This window comes from Enterobacter sp. SCRI0065, from assembly GCF_059766475.1.
Genome location: NZ_JCBAJB010000001.1, coordinates 263,295 through 278,743 on the forward strand (window position 1 = coordinate 263,295; position 15,449 = coordinate 278,743).

Here is a 15,449-nt window from a genome sequence, read left to right on the forward strand (position 1 = left end):
GCTGACTCGAAGTGTTAAAAGGTGCCCCTTCAATAAAAAGAGACAGGGGTAGGACGTGAAAGACGCGTCATCCGCTTCAGGTAATAGCGTTTCTGAAGCCTCATCGGAACAGATTCCGACGCTGCAACGTGGTTTGCAAAATCGACATATTCAATTAATTGCCCTGGGCGGTGCGATCGGTACCGGGCTGTTTCTCGGTATCGGGCCTGCCATTCAAATGGCGGGGCCGGCGGTACTGCTGGGCTATGCCATTGCCGGGATTATCGCATTTCTGATCATGCGCCAGCTCGGCGAAATGGTCGTCGAGGAGCCGGTATCAGGCTCGTTCGCGCACTTTGCCTATAAATACTGGGGACCGTTTGCGGGCTTCCTCTCCGGCTGGAACTACTGGGTGATGTTCGTGCTGGTAGGCATGGCCGAGCTGACCGCCGCCGGCATCTATATGCAGTACTGGCTCCCGGATGTCCCGACGTGGATCTGGGCCGCAGCCTTCTTCATTATCATTAACGCCGTTAACCTGGTGAACGTGCGCCTGTACGGCGAAACCGAGTTCTGGTTTGCGCTGATCAAGGTGCTGGCGATTATCGGCATGATCGGCTTTGGCCTGTGGCTGCTGTTCTCCGGCCACGGCGGCGAGCGCGCCAATATCGATAATCTTTGGAAGCACGGCGGCTTCCTGGCAACGGGCTGGAAGGGCCTTGTCATGTCGCTGGCGGTGATTATGTTTTCGTTTGGCGGGCTGGAGCTAATCGGCATCACCGCCGCAGAAGCGCAGGATCCGCACAAAAGCATCCCGAAAGCGGTTAACCAGGTGGTCTATCGCATCCTGCTGTTTTATATCGGTTCGCTGGTGGTGCTGCTGGCGCTTTATCCGTGGGTCGAAGTGAAATCTGACAGCAGTCCGTTCGTGATGATTTTCCACGATATGAACAGCAACCTGGTGGCGTCTGCGCTGAACTTCGTGATTCTGGTGGCTTCACTGTCGGTGTACAACAGCGGCGTCTACTCTAACAGTCGCATGTTATTTGGGCTGTCCGTCCAGGGTAACGCGCCGAAGTTCTTAACCCGCGTCAGTCGTCGCGGTGTGCCGGTCAACTCGCTGATACTCTCTGGGGGCATCACTTCACTCGTCGTGCTGATTAACTACCTGCTACCGAAAGAAGCCTTTGGCCTGCTGATGGCGCTGGTGGTAGCAACGCTGCTGCTGAACTGGATAATGATCTGCCTGGCACACCTGCGATTTCGCGCCGCGATGCGTCGCAAAGGACGCGAAACACAGTTCAAAGCGCTGCTCTATCCGGCGGGTAACTACCTCTGCATCGCCTTCCTGGCGATGATCCTGGTGCTGATGTGTACCCTCGACGACATGCGACTGTCAGCCATGTTGCTGCCGGTGTGGATTGTCTTCCTGTTTGTGGCGTTTAAGCTTTCGCGTAAAAAGTAGCACGGTTTTCTCCCTCTCCCTGTGGGTGTGTAAGGTCCGGGGGGAGGGCATCAGACCGCACATACCCCGCTAAATCTGAAAGGCAATTCGTTTTCCATTCGGTAACGTGACGTCAATGCTCAATTCCCCGCCAAGCGCGGCGACGTAGCGTTTCAACGTCGAAAGGCGAGGGTCATTACCGGGCTGCTCGATTTTTGCTACGGTAGGTTGCTTAACCCCCATTGCAGCGGCTAGCTCAGTCTGAGACATGTTAAGTTCTTCACGCAGTTGGTTAAGTGCGATAACACGGCGCATGTCTTCCACTTTAGCCGCGATGCGCTCCTGACTTTCTTCGCTTTGTTGTGCCATCAGTTCTTTTAGCGTTGCCATACGGCCTCCATACTTTCCAGATGCTGACTGAACTCAGCGTCAGCCATTTTGATCATGTTTTTGTAGAATTTTTTTTCATTCTTTCCCGTCTTATCGCCAGCGCATAACACAATCGCCTTGCGTAAAGGATCGAATGCAAAAAAGGCCCTAACGGGATCGCCTGCATGTTGAATCCGTAACTCTTTCATATTCGGATAAGAAGATGCATTTACGGTATCAACATAGGGCCGCCCAAGCTGTGGGCCATACTCAGCAAGAATTTGCATTGCTGCCAGCACATCTTCCTTCAAGTCCAGCGTTTGCCGGTGAAACCATTCTTCAAACGTATCCGTCGTTTCGACTACCCACATCGTGAATTCCTTTATAGCCTTTTAGCTATAATCAATTTATAGCTAAAAGGCTATAATTTCAAGAGGCACTTTATGACCAAAATACATCACCCTCCTTTATCGTGACCCCCCTCCCATTTCTGATTTGATCCACGGGATCTTTATTTTGTAATCGATTACTTTTTATTTGAACCGTTTTGTAATCGATTACTTTTTTTTCTGGGTGAGGCTTATCATGGTGTCAACAACCGAAAGTAGTGGAAAGGCGATAGGGCAGCACCGGCTGCTGGTGCCGCGCCTGTCGCTGATGATGTTTCTGCAATTCTTTATCTGGGGTAGCTGGTCGGTCACGCTCGGCCTGGTGATGACCCAGCACAACATGTCTTTGCTGATTGGTGATGCGTTCTCCGCAGGGCCGATCGCGTCAATACTGTCGCCGTTCGTACTTGGGATGCTGGTCGACCGGTTCTTTCCCTCGCAAAAAGTCATGGCGGTCATGCACCTCGCCGGTGCGGCGGTGCTGTGGTTTGTGCCTGGCGCACTCATCGCGGAAAACGGCGCGCTGCTGATTGGCCTGCTGTTTGGCTATACGCTCTGCTACATGCCGACGCTGGCGCTGACCAACAACATCGCGTTTCACAGCCTGAACAACGTGGACAAAACCTTTCCGGTGGTGCGTGTGTTTGGCACCATCGGCTGGATTGTTGCCGGGATCTTTATCGGCGTCACCGGGGTCTCTTCCAGTGTGACCATTTTCCAGGTGGCGGCGGTCAGTTCGGTACTGCTGGCAATCTACAGCCTGACGCTGCCGCACACGCCAGCGCCGGCGAAAGGGCTGCCGGTACAGGTGCGCGATCTGTTCTGCGCGGATGCCTTTGCGCTGCTCAAGACGCGTCACTTCTTTATCTTCTCTCTGTGCGCGATGCTGATTTCCGTGCCGTTGGGCACCTATTACGCCTATACCGCCTCTTACCTGGCGGATGCGGGTATTGCAGACGTCAGCACCGCGATGTCGTTCGGGCAGATGTCCGAAATCGTCTTTATGCTGGTGATCCCGTTGCTGTTCCGCCGCCTGGGCGTGAAATACATGCTGCTGATCGGCATGCTGGCGTGGTTTGTGCGTTACGCCTTCTTTGCGCTGGGCGTGAGCGAGGAAGGGCGCTTCCTGCTCTATCTCGGCATCCTGCTGCACGGCGTGTGCTATGACTTCTTCTTTGTTGTCGGCTTTATCTACACCGACCGCGTGGCGGGCGAAAAGGTCAAAGGCCAGGCGCAGAGCATGATCGTGATGTTCACCTATGGCATCGGCATGCTGCTCGGCTCGCAGATTTCCGGCGCACTGTATAACAGCCTGGTCGCGGGCCAAACTGTGCCACAGGCGTGGGTGACATTCTGGTGGATCCCGGCGGTGGCCGCTGCCGTTATCGCACTGATTTTCCTTTTCTCGTTCAAGTATGACGATGACAAGGCGTAATTTTTTGGAGGTGGTATGAGAACGATTAAGGGACCGGGCATTTTTCTGACGCAGTTTATCGGCGGGCAAGCCCCGTTTAACTCGCTCGATGGGCTGGCGGGCTGGGCGGCGGGAAAGGGCTACAAAGCGCTGCAAATTCCCTGCAATCATCCTCAGATTTTCGATCTGGAACAGGCCGCTACAAGCCAGGCCTATTGCGATGACGTGACCGGCAGGCTGGCGGAGTACGGGCTGGTCATCAGCGAGCTGTCCACGCATCTGGAAGGACAGCTGGTGGCGGTCAACCCGGTTTACGGCGAAGCGTTCGACCACTTTGCCCCGGCTGCGGTGCGCGGTAATGATGCCGCGCGCCAGGCATGGGCGACAGAAAAGTTGAAGCAGGCGGCAGCGGCGTCGGCGAAGCTGGGACTGAGCGCTCACGCCACCTTCTCCGGTTCGCTGGCGTGGCCGTATTTCTACCCGTGGCCACCGCACAACGAACAGCGTTTTCAGGACGCATTTCAGGAACTGGCAAACCGCTGGCGGCCAATCCTGGACGTCTTTGATCAGCACGGCGTTGACCTGTGCTTCGAGCTGCACCCGGGCGAAGATCTGCACGATGGCGTGACGTTTGAGCGTTTTCTGGCGCTGGTCGATAACCATCCGCGCTGCAATATTCTCTACGATCCCAGCCACATGCTCTTGCAGCAGATGGATTATCTGTCGTTTATCGACATCTTTCATTCGCGTATCAAAGCGTTCCACGTTAAGGACGCCGAGTTTTTGCCCAACGGGCGCAGCGGCGTGTACGGCGGCTATCAGCCGTGGATCAACCGCGCCGGGCGGTTCCGATCGCTGGGCGATGGGCAGATCGATTTCAAAGGCATTTTCAGCAAGCTCACCCAGTACGATTTTGAGGGCTGGGCAGTGCTGGAGTGGGAATGCTGCATGAAGGACGGCGACACGGGCGCGAGCGAAGGCAGCGAGTTTATCCGCCGCCATATTATTCCGGTGTCGTCCCGCGCGTTTGACGATTTTGCCGCAGGAGGTACCGATGATTAATGTTGGGATTATCGGCAGCGGGTTTATTGGCCCGGCGCACATTGAGGCGCTGAGGCGACTGGGCTTTGTGCAGGTGGTCGCATTGTGCGACGGCACGCTTGAGCAGGCGCAAGAAAAAGCGCAGGCGTTGAACGTGCCGCACGCCTACGGCAGCGTACAGGAACTGCTCGCGCACCCGGATTTACACGTGGTTCACAACTGCACGCCTAACCATCTGCATGCGCAAATCAACCGCCAGATCCTGCAAGCGGGGAAACACGTCTTCTCCGAAAAACCACTGTGCATGACGCCGGAAGAGGCGCGCGAGCTGGTTGCGCTGGCAGAACAAGCCGGCGTTGTCCACGGCGTGAGCTTTGTCTATCGCCAGTTTGCGATGGTGCGCCAGGCGGCCAGCATGATGCGCGAGGGCAGCATCGGGCGCTTGTTTGCCTCCCATGGCAGCTATTTACAGGACTGGATGTTACTGGAAACTGACTACAACTGGCGTGTGGATGCCGCGCTAGGCGGGGCCTCACGAGCGGTGGCGGATATCGGATCGCACTGGTGTGACACGGTACAGTTCGTTACCGGACGCAGGATTGTCGAGGTGATGGCCGATCTCTCTATCATCTGGCCGACGCGCAAATCCAGTGTGAAGGGCAATCAGACGTTTGCTCAGGAGCAACACGCGCAGTACGAGGATAAGTTGGTCACCACTGAAGACTTCGGCTCGGTGCTGTTCCGCTTTGACGACGGCAGCAAGGGCAGCTTCAGCGTCTCGCAGGTTAGCGCTGGACGTAAAAACCGCCTCAGCTTTGAAATCAACGGCAGCGATAAGTCCGTTGCGTGGGATCAGGAAGTGCCTCAGCAGTTGTGGATTGGCCATCGCGCGCAGGCGAATCAGACGTTATCTGACGATCCGGGTCTGATGAACCGCGACGCCGCCGACAGCGCCTACTTCCCCGGTGGGCACATCGAAGGCTGGCCGGATGCGTTTAAAAACATGATGGCGCAGTTCTACCGCGCCGTGCAGGCGGGCACGATGCCCGAAAGTCCGCTGTTTGCCACTTTCCACGATGGAGCGAACGTGATGTATATCATTGATGCGATTGTGAAAAGCCATCAGCAGCAGCGCTGGGTCAGCGTGGAGCGATAACGTGTTGCCCGGTTCGCCGGGCACAAATTTATGGTAGCCTGCATAAAATGCTAACCGCAGGATGTGTCGTCGTTATGTCAATTCAGAAAATCGCTCAGCTGGCCGGGGTGTCGGTGGCGACGGTGTCGCGTGTGCTCAATAACAGCGACACAGTCAAAGCGAAAAACCGCGAGCGCGTTTTGCAGGCGATTAAAGAGAGCAACTATCAGCCCAACCTGCTGGCGCGCCAGCTGCGCACCGCCCGCAGTTATATGGTGCTGGTGATGGTCTCTAACATTGCCAACCCGTTCTGTGCCGAAGTGGTAAAAGGCATCGAAGAAGAAGCCGAGAAAAGCGGTTATCGCATCCTGCTTTGCAATTCCGGCTCCGATATTGCACGCTCCCGTTCGGGCTTGAGCCTGCTCTCCGGCAAAATCGTCGATGGCATTATCACCATGGATGCCTTCTCAAAACTCCCGGAACTCTCCGCGCTTATCGGTAATGCACCGTGGGTACAGTGTGCCGAATATGCCGATGCCGGGTCGGTTTCCTGCGTCGGGATTAACGATGTCGATGCGTCCCAGCACGTGGTCAGCCAGCTGGCAGATAGTGGACGCCAGCGCATTGCGCTGATTAACCACGATCTCAGCTACAAATATGCTCGCCTGCGCGAGCGCGGCTATAAAAGCGTGCTGCATCTGCGCAGTCTGGACTATCAGGTGGTGGAATACGCCAGCGATCTTAGCTCCGGCGCGGGCACGGCAGCGATGGAAAAGCTGTTGAAAGAGAACCCGCCGGATGCGGTGTTTGCGGTGTCGGATACCCTGGCGGCAGGTGCGATGCGCGCCATTCAGCAGGCGGGACTGCGCGTGCCGCAGGATATTGCGGTGGTTGGATTCGACGGCACGGAGCTTGCCGAGATGATTGCCCTGACGACAATCCAACAGCCGTCGCGGGATATCGGGCGCAAGGCGGTCGAACTGCTGCTGAACAAAATCGACAACCCGGATGCGCCCACGGAAAGGGTGATGATGGACTGGCGCTTTGTGGCCCGCGCCAGTACCTGATGCTTATTGCGTGAATGCCCCCGCCAGCGAGCGAATATCGTTCCCGGTGGGTGACTGATGAATACGCAGGCCGAACTCTTCCACTACCGCATAAATATGGTCGAAGATGTCGGCCTGAATATTTTCATATTCTGCCCACACGACCGTATTGGTAAACGCATAGATTTCAATCGGCAGGCCGTTGTTATCCGGCGCGAGCTGGCGAACCATTAAGGTCATATCTTTGCGAATACGTGGATGATTGCGCAGATATTCATTAAGGTACGCGCGGAAGGTGCCAATATTGGTCATCTTGCGCAGGTTTAATACCGACTCACCTTCACCGTTTTCCTGATTCCACAGATTAATTTCTTCATGGCGAGCCGCCATATAAGGTTTCAGTAGTTTTGCCTGAATCAGCTGCTGCTGTTCCTGCTCATCAAGAAAATGAATGCTGGTGGTATCGATATTCAGGCTGCGCTTAATGCGACGCCCGCCGGAGGCCGACATGCCGCTCCAGTTAATAAACGCGTCAGACACCAGCGCCCAGGTGGGAATGGTGGTGATGGTGTTATCAAAATTGCTGACCTTAACGGTGGTCAGGCCGATATCCGTCACGGTGCCGTTGGCACCGTATTTCGGCATCTCCAGCCAGTCGCCGAGCTTGAGCATATCGTTGGCGGAGAGCTGTATTCCGGCCACTAATCCCAGTATCGGGTCTTTAAACACCAGCATGAGTACCGCGGCCATCGCGCCAAGGCCGCTAATCAAAATGGCCGGAGACTGCCCAATCAGCAGGGAGATAATCAGTATGCCGACCAGAATGGCGCTGACCAGTTTAACGCCCTGGAATATTCCTTTGAGCGGAAGCTGAGACGCGGTGGCGAGCTTTTGCGACAGATTAAAAATCACGTCCAATAGCGAGAAGAAGGACAGCAGGGCATACACCATCACCCACAGCTTGGCGCAGGTGGTGAGCATATCCGCCGCTTCGCTGCCTTTTTGCAGCCACAGAACCGCCTGGACGTTAACGATAATCCCCTGGAGGGTAAAGGCCAGACGGTGAAACAGTTTGTTTTGGGTGATGATTTGCAGCCACAAATGGCTGCTGGCCTGCGCGCGTTTTTCAAAGATGCGCAGCACCACCTTGTGCAAAATAAGATGCACGACAATGGCGGTAAGAAAAATAATACCGAAGATAATCACCAACGAGGTGGTGTGATTAATTTCAATCCCTAACTCTTCAACCTGAGCAATTAATTCCTGCATAACGTCTCCTGTATTGATGCAGCCTCATGATGACGGCTGCGGATTCATTATGCAAATTCAGGTCGACCTATTTTGTTACGTGGCTGGGCTTGACCACTGGGATACACAGACGATGGCGCATCCGCAGCGTGGCCAGCGCCAGCCCAATCATCATCACCGTTTCAACCAGCAAGAAGACGTCGATGGCGCGAGCGTAATCCCCGTGGTGGCTTTGCAGCGCGTGGAGCAAAATAGCGCCAAAGATCGCCGGGCCAAGGCCCAGTGCGGCCTGTTGCAGCGTGCTCAAAATCGCGCTGGCGGCACCGGCATCGTCGGGCTGAATATCGCGCATCCCGATGCGGTAAAAGCTGTTCACAATCAACGCCTGCCCGTAGCCCACCAGACCCGTTGCCGGGGCTAAGGTCAACGCGGTGTTATCCATTCCCCAGACACGGAAGGTGGCGATCAGCGCCAACAGCCCAATAATCTGAATCGCCAGACCGATCAGCAGAATATGACTGGTGCTATAGCGGGCAATCAGGCGCGGGGCAAACCACGCCGAGATAAAGTAGGTCACGCCGAGAGCGATAAAGCTGTTGCCCGACTGCCAGGGTGCCATGCCAAGACCGGTCTGCATGGTGAGCGCCATACAGAACATAAACCCGGACCAGGCGCTGAAAAACAGCACCGCAATCAGTACCCCAAAGCGGATGCTGTGCAACTGCAATAAACGCGGCGGGATTAACGGGTGCGCGCCCGCGCGTTCTTTTTTACGTGCGTTTGCCGCCATCAACAGGGCCAGCGGGATAATGGCAATCAGCGCCGCCTTTAACGGCCACGACCAGTGCCACTGCGGGCCGAGCGCCATCGGGAACAGCAGACAGCACAGGATTACTGCCAGCAGCGCGGTGCCCAGCCAGTCGATGCGCGACGGGGTATCACGACGGGTTTCCGGCACGTAGCGACGGCTCAAGGCCAGCACCACCAGGCAAATCGGCACGTTAATAAAGAAAGCATTTCGCCAGCCCAGCCCGGCGATGTCCGCCGACACCAGCCAGCCGCCGCCCATCTGCCCGACGATAAAGGCAATCCCGCCGATGCCACCAAACAGGCTGATCGCTTTGGCGTGCGCAGTGCCTTTCAGCGTGACGTGCAGGGTCGCCAGAATCTGCGGCATGATCAGCGCCGCACCCGCGCCCTGTACGATGCGCGCGCCAAGCAATTGTTCGACGCTTCCCGACATTCCACACAGCAGCGAGGCGACACCAAAAATGGCAACGCCCGCCATAAACAGGCGGCGACGACCGAGGTTATCTCCAAGCTTGCTGCCGAGCGCCAGGCAAACGGCAAAAGCCACGCCGTAAAGGGCGACGATCAGTTCAAGTTCAGTGGCGGTGGCGTGCAACGAGTGGGTGATCGAATCCAGCGCCACGTTGGTGATCGACGTATCAATCAGCGGCAGCATCTGGCCAGTTAACAGCAATATCAGGCCTGCGCGGCCCGGTGAAACAACTGACGTATTCATGGGAACTCCATTGCGTCATTCAGCGGATGGTCGTAGCATCAACTATCTAATAAACGGGTACCAGTTCTTGCTTATACTGGTACTGGTACTACCATGCAGGGGGATTTATGGCGTTGATGTCTGAACCTGTCATCTCACTCCAGGATGACACCCGAAAGCAGCTTGGCGCGTTTTTACGCGCACGTCGCGAAAGCCTCGACCCGCAGCGCCTTGGCCTGCCGCGTAGTGGTCGTCGCCGCACGCCGGGGCTGCGTCGTGAAGAAGTCGCCATGCTCGCCGACGTCGGCGTGACCTGGTACACCTGGCTTGAGCAGGGCAGGGACGTTAACCCGTCCAGCGTGGTGATGGCGGCGGTAGCAAAAGCGCTGCAATGCTCTCCCACCGAAACCCGACACCTGTTTGTGCTGGCCGGTTTATCGCCGGGTGAAGCGCCACAGACCGCCTGCTGTGAGGGCATCAGCGAAGGCACAAGGCGTTTGCTCGATACCCTGATGCCCAAACCCGCCAGTATCCAAAAACCGAATTTCGATATCGTGGCGTGGAACGACAGCTTTGGTCATCTTATGGGCGTCGACTTTAATGCGATCCCAGCGGAAGACCGCAACTGCATTTACCTCTTTCTGACTCATCCGGCATGGCGCAGCCGACTGGGCAAACGCGACGACGTGCTGCCGATTTTTGTCTCCTACTTCCGTGCGGCGATGGCGGAACACCGTGGCGATCCGCAGTGGGAAGCGAAGCTGGCACGGTTCTTTGCCGTATCTGAAGAGTTTGAAGCGCTGTGGCACCAGCGCAATGACGTGCGTGGCGTGGAAAATCAGCTGAAGCTGTTCTGCCACCCTGAACTGGGGGATTTCAGTTTGCAGCAGATGTACTGGTACTCTGCCCCGCGTAACGGTTCGCGACTGCTGGTGTATCTGCCGGTGGATGAGGTGGGGGAACGGGCGCTAACGTGGCTGGCGGAACAGGCTGTTATACTCAATTGAATCCAACGTATTCAGGGACAGAACATGAACGTCACCCGTAAACAGGAACGGCTCCTTCGCCGCGCACTTACCGAGTGGGAGCAGGAGGGCGCATTAAGCGCCGATGAACACCAGCGTCTGTCTGGCACCTTAAAGCGGGTCTCGATGGACTGGCAGCGGCTCAGTCGTTACGCCTTCTGGACCGCGATGGCCTGTGTGATTATCGCTATCGGCAGTCTGTTCGCCGACAGCGAACTGATGGCGCAGATTATCGAATTCTTGTCTTTCTCCTCCCTCGCACGCATTGGGCTGCCTGCGCTGAGTGCTACACTATTTTACCTGTGGGGATTCAGCCGCCAGCGGCGAGAAACCCAGTGGCATTACAGTACGGAGTCGATTCTCTTTCTCGGCGTGTTGTTTACTGCGATAGCCCTCTGGCAACTGGGAGAGCGGCTGGATAACGGCAGCGGGCATATCGCACCGTTGTTCCTTGCAGGCTGCGCGGTATACGGGCTGGTGGGATTCTTTGGCCGATCGGGGCTGGTCTGGCTGTTCTTTTTGCTGTCTCTCGGTAACTGGTTTGGCGCGGAAACAGGCTACATGTCTGGCTGGGGCGCGTACTGGCTGGGGATGAACTACCCGGTACGATTCATCTTCTTCGGCGGAGCATTGCTGGCGCTATGCTGGCTGCTGCGAACGATGCTGCAACGCCGCCATCTTTACGCCACCAGCAAAGCGATGGGGCTGACCTATCTGTTTGTTGCCTTGTGGATTATGTCGATTTTTGGCAACTACGATATCGACAACTGGTACGGCATGACCCGCGCAGCATTGCTGCCCTGGGCGCTGCTTTTCGCCGTGGCAGCGATAGTGTGCATTTACATCAGCCTCAAAACCGACGACGGCATGCTGCGCGGTTTTGGCCTGACGTTCCTCGCCATCAATCTCTACACACGCTATTTCGAATACTTCTGGGATGGGATGAACAAGGTGGTGTTTTTCCTGATTCTCGCGGCCTCGCTTGCGGTGATAGGTCGCTATGCGGAGCGGATTTGGCACGCGGGGAGCGTCGATAAATAAGCTTTTTGCGAGCGGCTTTCAGGGAATCAGCGCCGATTCTATTATGTTGGTTAAAAACGCGTAAGGTGAGGTCAGAATTAAACCAACCTACTGAATCTATGTCATTTTGATCAGTAGTAAAGTGGACTATACTTATGCGATGAGAAACCACTGATGTCGCCACTGATGATTGATTCCGCAGATTTCAGCCAAAAACTCGGCCTTATCTCCCGAAACGTTGAACATACCGAAGCGTTCCTTGCGAGAGGTACGGAGGATTTTCATCTGCCGGGTTTTTTGCTGCCTGTAGGGTACCGTCTCTTGAGATCGCGTTATAGCGATGAATATCGTCTTGTGACCACCGATGACGGTAAACCTTACACGGCGTATGCCGTGAGGCTGACATTTCATAAAGAAATTACCTATCCTCACGGTGCAGCTACGCAAGTTATGGTCTGGCGTACGCCACGCGCGGTACATCAACGCGTGATAAGCGGACTACCCCAATTATTCTTTCAGTGGCTGTTAAACGAATACGACATTGTTGTGTCTGACAGCGAACAAACGGGTGATGGTCAACGATTTTGGCTACGCATGATCGATTGGGCGTTTACCATGAATTATCAGATTAGCGTGGCAGACGGTACGGTAGGGGAAGAGTGGCAATTAACACCTGTTCATTCATACGCTGAACTGGAAGAACGCTGGATTGCGTTTGCGTGGGGCTACGATCGTGAAGTTCATCCGCATCGCAGGTTGGTGATCGGAAAAACATAATGGGCCGCACATAGCGGCCCATTCGATATTAGCACTCAGTCACAATCGTGCTCAGCGGCAGGCGGGACTTCGGCAGTGACGCGTTGAAATCTTCCACGCTGTGACGGCCAACCGGCACCACCACCAGGCTGGTGAAACCTTTTTCTTTCAGGCCAAACTCTTCATCCAGAATCGCGGCGTCGAAGCCTTCAATAGGCACTGCATCGAGATCCAGCGCGCCTACGCCCAGCAGGAAGTTACCCACGTTCAGGTAAACCTGTTTTGCCATCCACTGGTCGTCGTCTTTCAGATCCACGCGGTGCATGTCGGCAAAGTAGCAGCGGCCTTTATGGTTGGCGGCTTTGGCTTCCGGTGTCGCAAAACGGCCATCGGTTTCTTCCTGATCGACCACGCGCTCAAGCCACGCATCGTCCATGGCGGTTTTCGCACAGAAGACCACCACGTGAGAGGCATCCAGCATTTTGCGTTCGTTGAAGACAAAGGTGCCGGCGGCTGATTTTGCGACGCGCCCTTTACCTTCTTCGGTGCTGGCAACGATAAAGTGCCACGGCTGGGAGTTGGTGCTGGACGGGCTGAACTGTAACAGAGTTTTGATTTTCTCAGCCTGTTCTGCGCTCAGCTTAAAGGCTGGATCGAATGCTTTGGTGGAATGACGCTTTTTGGCGACAGAAATAATATCCATAACAACTCCTGATGATGAAATTCACCCGCGCACGGGCGCGAAAGGAAAGCAGATTACAAGGGTAAGCCGCAAATGATAAGTGCGATTCGGGCGCTTAAACTGTTCGGCTGTGACGAACAATCAGTCTGGGCGAATTCGCTTTTGCTCTTTTTTCGTCAACTTATCGACCACCAGATTCCACGAGTCAGCAATCAGATCGCTCACCAGCTCAGGTGTAATATCGTCCGCCGCGTAGAGTGAGATCCAGTGCTTCTTACTCAGATGATACCCAGGCTCGATGCCGCGATAAATCTGCTGATTTAACAGCGATTTTTCGGGATCGGATTTGAGGCTAACGTGAGGCCGTCCGCGGGCGACGCCCATCAGCATAAAAATCTTGCCGCCGACTTTGAACACGTCATATTCCGGGCCAAACGGCCAGCAGTGCTCGGTAAACGGCTGCTCCAGCGCCACGCGTTTGGCATGTTCCTGTAGGGATTTACTGTCCATTAACATCCTCGATAGCGAGCGCGCGCCACATGGATTCAAATCCAAGGGCCTTAAATTCCGTCGCCCGGGACGGATCGCGGGTGGCGAATGACATGGTGGTTTCGGCGAGCGATAAGAAAATGGCATCACCGAAGGATTTAAATTCATCGGACATAAACACCTGGCGCACAGAGCGACGGCACAGCTCGTGGAGTTCCGGGAACATCTCGTGTACCGCCTGTTCTGTTTCGGCGTTGATTTTCTCGCTCACGCCCAACTGGCGAATGGCACCGTGGGCAATGGGGTTGCGAATGCCCCAGTCAACGTAGCTGTTCCAGATATTGCGGGTATGTTCTTTCGGGGTGCTCAGCGCGCGATCCAGATTGGCGAGCATGGTCTGGCAAAGATCTTGTTTCAGATGCAGGTAGAGGGCATTAAGCAGATCGTCTTTGGTAGCAAAATAGCGAAACAGCGTGCCTTCGGCGACGCCCGCACTACGGGCAATCAACGCGGTTGATGCCGCAATGCCGGACTGCGCAAAGGCGACGGTGGCCGCTTCCAGTAACGCTTGTTTTTTATCCTCACTCTTCGGACGTGCCACTCATTTTCCCCTCATGTCAATAATAAAAACCCTGATTGAAACACGTGCTTTGTCACGCTGCAACGCGGAATGTCAAAGATCGAAAACGTCTTGACGATATATTCATCGTATCTATAATGAGTGCTTACTCACTCATAATCAAGCTCAACCGCGTTAACCATCGGACGGAGCGCGTCATCGGGTCAGGATATGAAGAAGCCTCTTATTGTTAGCGTGGTGTTTGTCATGATTATTGCTTCAGCGGCGAGTTTACCGTTTGTACTCAATGCCGGATTTGGTCAGCCGCCGCAGGGTGAGCAGCTCAGCGAAGTGGAGGCGTCGCCCCATTATCGGGAAGGGCAGTTTCACAATACCTTGCCCACGCCGGGTTACAACGGCGACAAAAATATGCTGGTGGCGATGTGGGAGTTTTTGACCACCAAAACCGAAAATGCCCGTCCGGCAAAGCCGCTGCCGCTGGTGAAGACCGATCTTGCCAGTCTGCCGCTGGAACAGGACACGCTGGTCTGGCTCGGGCATTCTTCCTGGTATCTGCAACTGGCCGGGAAACGCATCCTGATTGACCCGGTGCTGAGCAACTACGCCGCGCCGTTTTCATTCCTCAATAAAGCTTTCGACGGGGAATACCCGTGGCGCGCCGAGTCGATGCCAGAGATCGACCTGCTGATTATCTCGCACGATCATTACGATCATCTGGATTATGCCACCATCAAGGCGCTGATGCCGAAGGTGAAACGCGTGGTCACGCCGCTGGGTGTCGGGTCGCACCTGCGTTATTGGGGTATGAACCCGAACATTATCGACGAGCGCGACTGGAACCAGTCGCTGCGCATCACCGATGAACTGACGGTGCACGTGCTGCCCGCGCGTCATTTCTCCGGGCGTGGCTTAAAGCGCAACCAGACGCTGTGGGCCAGCTTTATGTTTGTTACCCCTGAGCAAAAAATCTACTACAGCGGTGATTCCGGTTATGGCCCGCACTTTAAGGCGATTGGCGATCAGTTTGGCGAAGTGGACGTAGCGATCATGGAAAACGGTCAGTATGACCAGGACTGGAAGTACATCCACATGCTGCCGGATGAAACCGCGCAGGCCTCGGCGGATATCAATGCCAAAGCCGTGGTACCAGGTCATAACGGGCGCTTTGTGCTGGCGAAGCACACCTGGAACGATCCATTGATTCAGTTGGCGAAGGCCAGCAAAAACAAAAACTATCGCTTGTTGACGCCAGAACTCGGCGAGCCGGTGCAGGTTAATGATGCGACGCAGCAATTTCGGGCGTGGTGGGAATGATGATTAATCAGGCA

General features: G+C 55.4%; 16 protein-coding genes. 9 read left to right on the forward strand and 7 right to left on the reverse strand.

Annotation, left to right across the window (positions count from 1 at the left end):
* Positions 1-55: 55 nt before the first annotated feature.
* Entirely contained in the window at positions 56-1,444 is a 1,389-nt protein-coding gene (pheP, locus tag AC6EMZ_RS01260; RefSeq protein ID WP_498400572.1) for a phenylalanine transporter, read from the forward strand.
* A gap of 69 nt (positions 1,445-1,513) precedes the next feature.
* On the opposite strand, the gene AC6EMZ_RS01265 is transcribed toward pheP, so the two are convergent.
* Positions 1,514-1,813 (reverse strand): helix-turn-helix domain-containing protein, encoded by a 300-nt coding sequence (locus AC6EMZ_RS01265; RefSeq protein WP_498400574.1) that lies wholly within the window; start codon positions 1,811-1,813, stop codon positions 1,514-1,516.
* On the reverse strand, positions 1,801-2,163 hold the full coding sequence (locus AC6EMZ_RS01270) for a type II toxin-antitoxin system RelE/ParE family toxin (protein WP_498400576.1): 363 nt from the start codon (positions 2,161-2,163) through the stop codon (positions 1,801-1,803). Before AC6EMZ_RS01270 ends, AC6EMZ_RS01265 begins: the two co-directional genes overlap by 13 nt.
* A gap of 214 nt (positions 2,164-2,377) precedes the next feature.
* On the opposite strand from AC6EMZ_RS01270, the gene AC6EMZ_RS01275 reads away from it, so the two are divergent.
* From AC6EMZ_RS01275 to AC6EMZ_RS01290, 4 genes are all read left to right on the forward strand, one after another.
* Entirely contained in the window at positions 2,378-3,616 is a 1,239-nt protein-coding gene (locus AC6EMZ_RS01275) for an MFS transporter (RefSeq protein WP_498400577.1), read from the forward strand.
* 15 nt (positions 3,617-3,631) lie between these two features.
* Positions 3,632-4,657 carry a sugar phosphate isomerase/epimerase family protein gene (locus tag AC6EMZ_RS01280; RefSeq protein ID WP_498400579.1) on the forward strand — a complete coding sequence of 342 codons (1,026 nt, stop codon included), beginning with the start codon at positions 3,632-3,634 and terminating at the stop codon, positions 4,655-4,657.
* Complete coding sequence (locus tag AC6EMZ_RS01285; protein ID WP_498400581.1) at positions 4,650-5,792, forward strand: Gfo/Idh/MocA family protein; 1,143 nt, start codon at positions 4,650-4,652, stop codon at positions 5,790-5,792. The genes AC6EMZ_RS01280 and AC6EMZ_RS01285 overlap by 8 nt, the downstream gene beginning before the upstream one ends.
* A 74-nt stretch (positions 5,793-5,866) precedes the next feature.
* Positions 5,867-6,838 carry a LacI family DNA-binding transcriptional regulator gene (locus AC6EMZ_RS01290; protein ID WP_498400583.1) on the forward strand — a complete coding sequence of 324 codons (972 nt, stop codon included), beginning with the start codon at positions 5,867-5,869 and terminating at the stop codon, positions 6,836-6,838.
* Between the two features lie 3 nt (positions 6,839-6,841).
* On the opposite strand, the gene AC6EMZ_RS01295 is transcribed toward AC6EMZ_RS01290, so the two are convergent.
* Positions 6,842-8,086 (reverse strand): mechanosensitive ion channel family protein, encoded by a 1,245-nt coding sequence (locus AC6EMZ_RS01295; protein WP_498400584.1) that lies wholly within the window; start codon positions 8,084-8,086, stop codon positions 6,842-6,844.
* 67 nt (positions 8,087-8,153) lie between these two features.
* A complete protein-coding gene (locus AC6EMZ_RS01300; protein ID WP_498400586.1) occupies positions 8,154-9,590 on the reverse strand; it encodes an MFS transporter in 1,437 nt (478 codons plus the stop codon).
* 107 nt (positions 9,591-9,697) lie between these two features.
* Here AC6EMZ_RS01300 and AC6EMZ_RS01305 point away from each other — a divergent pair, with 107 nt between their 5' ends.
* The 3 genes from AC6EMZ_RS01305 (at position 9,698) to AC6EMZ_RS01315 (ending at position 12,391) form a co-directional block, all read left to right on the forward strand.
* On the forward strand, positions 9,698-10,576 hold the full coding sequence (locus AC6EMZ_RS01305; protein ID WP_498400588.1) for a helix-turn-helix transcriptional regulator: 879 nt from the start codon (positions 9,698-9,700) through the stop codon (positions 10,574-10,576).
* 24 nt (positions 10,577-10,600) lie between these two features.
* A complete protein-coding gene (locus AC6EMZ_RS01310; RefSeq protein ID WP_498400589.1) occupies positions 10,601-11,635 on the forward strand; it encodes a DUF2157 domain-containing protein in 1,035 nt (344 codons plus the stop codon).
* A 153-nt stretch (positions 11,636-11,788) separates the two neighbouring features.
* Positions 11,789-12,391 carry a hypothetical protein gene (locus AC6EMZ_RS01315; RefSeq protein WP_498400591.1) on the forward strand — a complete coding sequence of 201 codons (603 nt, stop codon included), beginning with the start codon at positions 11,789-11,791 and terminating at the stop codon, positions 12,389-12,391.
* Between the two features lie 28 nt (positions 12,392-12,419).
* Here AC6EMZ_RS01315 and nfsB read toward each other — a convergent pair whose 3' ends face one another.
* The 3 genes from nfsB to AC6EMZ_RS01330 form a co-directional block, all read right to left on the reverse strand.
* A complete protein-coding gene (gene nfsB, locus AC6EMZ_RS01320; RefSeq protein WP_498400592.1) occupies positions 12,420-13,073 on the reverse strand; it encodes an oxygen-insensitive NAD(P)H nitroreductase in 654 nt (217 codons plus the stop codon).
* A gap of 120 nt (positions 13,074-13,193) precedes the next feature.
* Positions 13,194-13,562, reverse strand: a complete 369-nt coding sequence (locus AC6EMZ_RS01325; protein ID WP_498400593.1) for an MmcQ/YjbR family DNA-binding protein — start codon at positions 13,560-13,562, stop codon at positions 13,194-13,196.
* Entirely contained in the window at positions 13,552-14,142 is a 591-nt protein-coding gene (locus tag AC6EMZ_RS01330) for a TetR/AcrR family transcriptional regulator (protein WP_498400594.1), read from the reverse strand. The genes AC6EMZ_RS01325 and AC6EMZ_RS01330 overlap by 11 nt, the downstream gene beginning before the upstream one ends.
* A gap of 189 nt (positions 14,143-14,331) precedes the next feature.
* On the opposite strand from AC6EMZ_RS01330, the gene AC6EMZ_RS01335 reads away from it, so the two are divergent.
* A complete protein-coding gene (locus AC6EMZ_RS01335; protein WP_498400595.1) occupies positions 14,332-15,435 on the forward strand; it encodes an MBL fold metallo-hydrolase in 1,104 nt (367 codons plus the stop codon).
* Positions 15,436-15,449 lie beyond the last annotated feature (14 nt).

What these genes read in the sequence shown, in the direction of transcription:
- nfsB (WP_498400592.1), bottom strand. Translation starts at nt 13,073, where the DNA reads ATGGATATTATTTCTGTCGCCAAAAAGCGTCATTCCACCAAAGCATTC.
- AC6EMZ_RS01305 (WP_498400588.1), top strand. Translation starts at nt 9,698, where the DNA reads ATGGCGTTGATGTCTGAACCTGTCATCTCACTCCAGGATGACACCCGA.
- AC6EMZ_RS01275 (WP_498400577.1), top strand. Translation starts at nt 2,378, where the DNA reads ATGGTGTCAACAACCGAAAGTAGTGGAAAGGCGATAGGGCAGCACCGG.
- AC6EMZ_RS01290 (WP_498400583.1), top strand. Translation starts at nt 5,867, where the DNA reads ATGTCAATTCAGAAAATCGCTCAGCTGGCCGGGGTGTCGGTGGCGACG.
- AC6EMZ_RS01300 (WP_498400586.1), bottom strand. Translation starts at nt 9,590, where the DNA reads ATGAATACGTCAGTTGTTTCACCGGGCCGCGCAGGCCTGATATTGCTG.
- AC6EMZ_RS01315 (WP_498400591.1), top strand. Translation starts at nt 11,789, where the DNA reads ATGTCGCCACTGATGATTGATTCCGCAGATTTCAGCCAAAAACTCGGC.
- AC6EMZ_RS01325 (WP_498400593.1), bottom strand. Translation starts at nt 13,562, where the DNA reads ATGGACAGTAAATCCCTACAGGAACATGCCAAACGCGTGGCGCTGGAG.
- AC6EMZ_RS01295 (WP_498400584.1), bottom strand. Translation starts at nt 8,086, where the DNA reads ATGCAGGAATTAATTGCTCAGGTTGAAGAGTTAGGGATTGAAATTAAT.
- AC6EMZ_RS01265 (WP_498400574.1), bottom strand. Translation starts at nt 1,813, where the DNA reads ATGGCAACGCTAAAAGAACTGATGGCACAACAAAGCGAAGAAAGTCAG.
- AC6EMZ_RS01285 (WP_498400581.1), top strand. Translation starts at nt 4,650, where the DNA reads ATGATTAATGTTGGGATTATCGGCAGCGGGTTTATTGGCCCGGCGCAC.
- AC6EMZ_RS01310 (WP_498400589.1), top strand. Translation starts at nt 10,601, where the DNA reads ATGAACGTCACCCGTAAACAGGAACGGCTCCTTCGCCGCGCACTTACC.
- AC6EMZ_RS01280 (WP_498400579.1), top strand. Translation starts at nt 3,632, where the DNA reads ATGAGAACGATTAAGGGACCGGGCATTTTTCTGACGCAGTTTATCGGC.
- AC6EMZ_RS01270 (WP_498400576.1), bottom strand. Translation starts at nt 2,163, where the DNA reads ATGTGGGTAGTCGAAACGACGGATACGTTTGAAGAATGGTTTCACCGG.
- AC6EMZ_RS01335 (WP_498400595.1), top strand. Translation starts at nt 14,332, where the DNA reads ATGAAGAAGCCTCTTATTGTTAGCGTGGTGTTTGTCATGATTATTGCT.